Origin of the sequence: Aliirhizobium cellulosilyticum (assembly GCF_014198105.1) — a bacterium.
Lineage (GTDB): Bacteria > Pseudomonadota > Alphaproteobacteria > Rhizobiales > Rhizobiaceae > Neorhizobium > Neorhizobium cellulosilyticum.
On record NZ_JACIGW010000027.1, the window covers coordinates 1 to 1,051 of the forward strand.

General features: G+C 55.8%; 1 protein-coding gene. It reads right to left on the bottom strand.

All coding sequences use genetic code 11. The annotated features are described in order from the left end of the window. Positions 1-9 precede the first annotated feature (9 nt). Positions 10-958 (bottom strand): IS630 family transposase gene (locus GGE33_RS27370; RefSeq protein ID WP_183830639.1). Its coding sequence is split into 2 segments (ribosomal slippage): positions 10-621 and positions 623-958, totalling 948 coding nucleotides; the frame shifts between segments, so codons are not numbered across the junction. Positions 959-1,051 lie beyond the last annotated feature (93 nt).

Genomic DNA, 1,051 nt, shown 5'->3' on the forward strand with positions numbered 1-1,051 from the left:
TAGAGCGTTTCACCTTTTGACGGAACCGTATCCTGCATTTGTTAGATAATTGGCGCATTCGTCGGGTTGGATTGTTTCGACCAGTTTGCCGATATGGCGCCAAGTATCGTCGATGGAGCGCTTTTGTGCATTGCGCATCCAATGCTTTATCTTCGAGAAGGCCTGCTCGATCGGATTGAGATCTGGGGAATAGGGCGGCAGGAACCAGAGCCGGGCACCGGCGGCCTTGATCAATTGGCGGATTGTCGCCGACTTGTGGCTGCCGAGATTATCCATGACGACGATGTCGCCTGGCTTGAGCACCGGCACCAACTGCTGTTCGACATAAGCGCGAAAGCATTCGCCATTGATTGGCCCGTCGAAGACACAAGGCGCTGTCAGCCGATTGTTCCTCAAGGCACCCAGGAATGTCAGCGTGCGCCAGTGGCCATGTGGCGCAAACGCTCGCAGACGCTTGCCTCTTGGTCCCCAGCCCCTGATCGGCGTCATGTTGGTCTTGATCCAGGTCTCGTCAATAAACACCAGTCGCTCAGGATCGAGGTGCTGCTGCAGGGTCTTCCATCGCTCTCTTCTGCGGGCAACATCGGCACGAGCCTGTTCAAGGGCGAACAGCGTTTTTTTTGAAGCGCAGACCCTCGCTGCGGATGAACTTCCAAATCGTATTATGGGAGACGGCGAGGCCTCGCGAGGCGAGCTCGTCCTTCAGTCCGTGCAGCGTCAGATGCGGATTTTGAGTGAGCCGTTCGACAATGAAGTCACGATGTGGCTCCAGAATGCGCTTGCGATAACCACCCATCTTGTCTGGGCGAACCGATCCCGTCATGCGATGGCGCTGAGACCACTTCACCACTGAGGACGCCGCCACCTCGAAGCGTGCAGCCACTGTACGGACACTCTCGCCGCTCAAAACAGCCGCAACAACACGCTCACGAAGATCATTCGATATCGGTGCGGTCATAGAATGCTGGCCTCCATCCAGCCAGCATCAGTGAATCAGAACACAGGTGATTTGGGTATCCGAAACGATTCAGAAATACGAGGAAACGCTCTA